Raw genomic sequence first — 4,396 nt, forward strand, 5'->3', positions numbered from 1 at the left:
GGTGTCAGTGAACTCGTGGCACACCACAAGCGCGAGGACGGTTCGCGAACCGGATCGTGCACGTGGTGTCCGCCGTCAGCCCGGCACGACGACCGCTCCGGGCGGCCGTTTTCGCCGGGGCCCACACCCTTTGCTATCGTTGCGCAGCGCGCCGACGCAGCACCATGTCGGCGCCTTTCCCCTGTAGCTCAATTGGCAGAGCAGCCGACTGTTAATCGGCAGGTTGTTGGTTCGAGTCCAACCGGGGGAGCAGAGGCCGAAGGGCCCGGATCATCGCGATCCGGGCCCTTCGTCGTGTGCTGCGGGTCAGATCGTGTCGTCGACGACCGCACCCGGGAGCGGCACGGCCGTGGCGCCGCCTGCGGTCTTGCCACGCTTGTTGATCCGCCGCTCGATCCGACCGGCGATGAGGGTGAGGCCGTAGTTGAGCAGGATGAAGAGGATCGCGCCGACGATGTAGGCCGGGATGACGTTGCCGTAGGCCGTGCCGACGTTCTTCACCTGGGACAGCAGCTCGATGTAGGGCAGCGCCGAGCCGAGCGCGCTGTCCTTGAGGATGACGACGAGCTGGCTGACCAGCGCCGGGAGCATCGCGGTGAGCGCCTGGGGGAGCTCGATCGAGCGCAGCGACTGGGAGCGGGTGAGCCCGACCGAGAGCCCGGCCTCGCGCTGCCCCTTCGGCAGCCCGAAGACTCCCGAGCGGACCAGCTCGGCGATGACCGAGCCGTTGTAGAGCGTCAGGGCGATCACGGTGGCCGCGAAGGCGTAGTTCTCGGCGCCGAAGAGGTCACGGGCCGCGATGAAGTAGAAGCCGAAGTACATCATCAGCAGGACCGGCACCGCGCGGAAGAACTCGACGACGACGCCGCAGACCCACCGGACGGGGGCGAGGTGCGAGAGCCGGCCGGTGCCGAAGACGAGCCCGAAGGCGACCGCCCCGACGATGGACACGGCCGCCGCCTTGATCGTCGACCAGAGGCCCGGGACGAGGTACTCGGTCCACACGTCACTCGTCGCCAGCGGGCTCCACAGGGAGCCCTCGAGCTGGCCCTGCTGTTCGAGCTTGCGGAGCACGAGGAAGGCGATCCCGAAGACGAACACGCCGCCGATGAAGGTCAGGACGAGGTGGCGAACCCGAGCCTTGGGGCCCGGTGCGTCGAAGAGGACGTTCTGGGTGCTCATCGCTTCACCGCCAGCCGCTGCGACATCCACGTGAAAAGCAGGCCCGTGGGCAGGGTGAGGATGACGAACCCGACGGCGAAGATGAGGAACACCCCGAGGGAGGCGGTCTCGTTCTCCATGATCTCCTTCATCAGCCCGGAGGCCTCGGCGACACCGATGATCGAGGCCACCGTCGTGTTCTTGATGAGAGCGATGAGGACCGAGCCCAGCGGTGCGATGGCACCGCGGAAGGCCTGCGGCATGATCACCTGCGTCAGGCTCTGCGCGAAGGTCAGGCCGATCGAGCGCGCGGCCTCGGCCTGGCCCAGCGGCACGGTGTTGACGCCGGAGCGGAGGGCCTCGCACACGAACGCCGCGTGGTAGACGGCCAGGCCCACGATCGCCCAGCGGATGTTGTTGTCGCGGATCGACGTGGCCGACTGCTCGTCGGCGAGGCTGACCTGCAGGATGTAGAGGATGCCGAGCGAGCAGAAGACGAGGATGAGCGTCAGCGGGGTGTTGCGGACGATGTTGACGTACGTCGTCCCCGCCCACCGGAGCACCCCGACGGGGGAGACGCGCATGACCGCGAGGATCGTGCCGATGACCAGGGCGCCGATGGCCGAGAAGAAGGCCAGGTAGATCGTCATCCAGAAGGCGTCGAGGACGTCGTAGTTCCTCAGGATCTCACCCATGGGTCACCCTTCAGGTGGGTTGGAGCGGCCGCGGGTGCCGCCCGCCCACCCGGAGGTGAGCGGACGGCATACGCGATGGTTCGGGACGTCCAGCGTCAGGCGCAGGCGTCCGGGGTGGGCGGGTTGTTGGCGCCGGCCTTGTAGCCTGCCGGGCCGAGGTTGTCGTCGATCGCCTTCTGCCAGGCGCCGTCCTTGATGGCCTTGTTGATGGCGTCGGTGATCTTCTTGCAGGTCTCGACGTCACCCTTCTTGAGGCCCACGCCGTACTTCTCCTCGGAGAAGGGCTTGCCGACGACCTTGAACTTGCCCTTGAACTCCGCCTGGGCGGCGTAGCCGGCGAGGATCGTGTCGTCCGTCGTCAGCGCGTCGACGCCCTTGGTGGAGAGCGCGGGCAGGCACTCGGAGTAGGTCGCGAACTCCTGGAGCTGGACGCCGGGGTACTTGTCCTTGACCTTCTGCGCGGACGTCGAGCCCTTGACCGAGCAGAGCTTCTTGCCGGTGAGCGAGTCGGGGCCGGTGATGCTCGTGTCGTCGGACCGGATGAGGAGGTCCTGGCCGGCGATGAAGTACGGGCCGGCGAAGCTGACCTTCTCCTTGCGGGCGTCGGTGATGGAGTAGGTCGCGAAGATCATGTCGACCTGGCCGGTCGAGATGAGGGTCTCGCGCTGGGGCGAAGGGGCCTGGACCCACTCGATGTCGGCCTCGGCGGTGCCGAGCTCCTTGGCGACGTACTTGGCCATGTCGACGTCGAAGCCGGTGACGTCGGTGCCCTTCTTGAGGCCGAGGCCGGGCTGGTCGAACTTGATGCCGATCTTGAGCTTCTTGCTGCTGGTGGTCGCGCCCCCGTCGCTGGCGGCGCCGTCACCGCCGTCGTCGCTCCCGCAGGCGCTCAGGCCGAGCGCGAGCGCCACGGCTGCGCCGATGGCACCGATCCGTCGTGCATTCATCTGGTGTTCCTCCTGTGGTGGCGGCACCGAGCGTGCCTGGATGTGGAGACGTGGAGTCGGTGGGTCCTCAGTGCGTGAGGATCTTGGCGAGGAAGTCCTGCGCCCGGGCACTGGTCGGGTTCGTGAAGAACTCCTCCGGGGTGTTCTGCTCGACGATCTGGCCGTCGGCCATGAACACGACGCGGTTGGCCGCCTTGCGGGCGAAGCCCATCTCGTGGGTGACGACGATCATCGTCATCCCGTCGCGGGCGAGCCCGACCATGACGTCGAGGACCTCGTTGATCATCTCGGGGTCGAGCGCCGACGTCGGCTCGTCGAAGAGCATGACCTTCGGGTTCATCGCGAGCGAGCGGGCGATGGCGACGCGCTGCTGCTGTCCGCCGGAGAGCTGCGCGGGGTACTTCTGGGCCTGCTGGGCGACGCCCACCCGCTCGAGCAGCTCCATGCCGCGCTTCTCGGCCTCGTCCTTCTTCTGCTTGCGGACCTTGATCGGCCCGAGCGTGATGTTGTCGAGGATCGTCTTGTGCGCGAAGAGGTTGAAGGACTGGAACACCATGCCGACGTCGGCGCGCAGCTGGGCGAGCGCCTTGCCCTCCTCGGGGAGGGTCTTCCCGTCGATGGTGATGGTGCCGGACTCGATCGTCTCGAGCCGGTTGATGGCCCGGCACAGCGTCGACTTGCCCGAGCCGGACGGCCCGATGACCACGACCACCTCGCCCTTGCCGATCTCCATGTCGATGTCCTTGAGGACGTGGAGGTCGCCGAAGTGCTTGTTGACGTCCTTGAGGACGACGAGGGGCTCAGTCATGAGCGGAAACCTACCGCCCCGGGTGCGCTGCGACGCGGGACTGCGCCGATGCGACACCGATTCGCAACGTCTCGACGGGTATGCCGTCCGCCCACCGCTCGCAGGTAGGCTCGGCCCCGCTCGAGGGGCGGTAGCTCAGTTGGTCAGAGCAGCGGACTCATAATCCGTCGGTCCTGGGTTCAAGCCCCAGCCGCCCCACTCTGACTGTGTATGACTTCGCCTGATGTTTGACGGTTGGGCTTCACCTGATGCCTGACAGTGTTCCGGGTGATGGTTGACAGCTGCTTCGGCTGATCCTTGACACTCCCTCGATGAGGGAGATGAGTGTGGCTGAACAGCGTTACAAGGCTGTCCTGGCTGTCATTGGTGACGGCCGGACCATCACGGAAGTCGCGTCCGCGTGGTCGGTGTCGCGGCAAACCCTGCACCAGTGGCTGACCCGCTACGAGGAAGGTGGGCTGGAGGCCCTCTCGGACCGGTCCCACCGCCCGGACTCGTGCCCGCACCAGATGAGCGCCGACATCGAGGTCGCGGTCCTGGAGCTGCGTCGGATCCACCCCGGGTGGGGGCCGCGCCGGATCGTGTTCGAGCTGGCCAAGCAGGACACGACCGCATCGGAGTCGGGGGTGTACCGGGCGTTACGACGCGCGAACCTGATCGACCCCTCCGCCCGGCGACGGCGACGGGAGGACTGGAAACGGTGGGAACGCGCCCGACCGATGGAGCTGTGGCAGATGGACGTCGTGGGCGGGATCGGGGCGTGTCAAATGGTCTGTGTAAGAGGT

The 4,396-nt window shown here is 67.0% G+C and carries 5 protein-coding genes and 2 tRNA genes; 3 read left to right on the forward strand and 4 right to left on the reverse strand.

The features are described 5' to 3' along the window. The first annotated feature begins 177 nt into the window (after positions 1 to 177). Positions 178 to 250, forward strand: a tRNA-Asn gene (locus tag N801_RS18620). Positions 251 to 306: 56 nt separating this feature from the next. Here the strand turns inward: N801_RS18620 and N801_RS18625 are convergent. From N801_RS18625 to N801_RS18640, 4 genes are all read right to left on the reverse strand, one after another. Next, positions 307 to 1,182: an amino acid ABC transporter permease gene (locus N801_RS18625; protein ID WP_035940810.1), complete on the reverse strand. Its 876-nt coding sequence runs from the start codon at positions 1,180 to 1,182 to the stop codon at positions 307 to 309. Continuing rightward, the gene (locus N801_RS18630) at positions 1,179 to 1,856 is read right to left on the reverse strand and encodes an amino acid ABC transporter permease (protein ID WP_035940811.1); all 678 of its coding nucleotides are present in this window, start codon (positions 1,854 to 1,856) and stop codon (positions 1,179 to 1,181) included. Before N801_RS18630 ends, N801_RS18625 begins: the two co-directional genes overlap by 4 nt. A 95-nt stretch (positions 1,857 to 1,951) precedes the next feature. Further along, entirely contained in the window at positions 1,952 to 2,803 is an 852-nt protein-coding gene (locus N801_RS18635; RefSeq protein WP_035940812.1) for a glutamate ABC transporter substrate-binding protein, read from the reverse strand. Positions 2,804 to 2,870: 67 nt separating this feature from the next. Then, positions 2,871 to 3,611 (reverse strand): amino acid ABC transporter ATP-binding protein, encoded by a 741-nt coding sequence (locus tag N801_RS18640; RefSeq protein ID WP_035940813.1) that lies wholly within the window; start codon positions 3,609 to 3,611, stop codon positions 2,871 to 2,873. A gap of 124 nt (positions 3,612 to 3,735) precedes the next feature. Here N801_RS18640 and N801_RS18645 point away from each other — a divergent pair. Continuing rightward, positions 3,736 to 3,809: transfer RNA gene (locus N801_RS18645), tRNA-Ile, on the forward strand. A gap of 113 nt (positions 3,810 to 3,922) precedes the next feature. Then, a partial coding sequence (locus N801_RS18650) for a helix-turn-helix domain-containing protein (RefSeq protein WP_245618513.1) occupies positions 3,923 to 4,396 on the forward strand: 474 nt, incomplete at its 3' end.

Origin of the sequence: Knoellia aerolata DSM 18566 (assembly GCF_000768695.1) — a bacterium.
Taxonomy (GTDB): Bacteria; Actinomycetota; Actinomycetes; order Actinomycetales; family Dermatophilaceae; genus Knoellia; species Knoellia aerolata.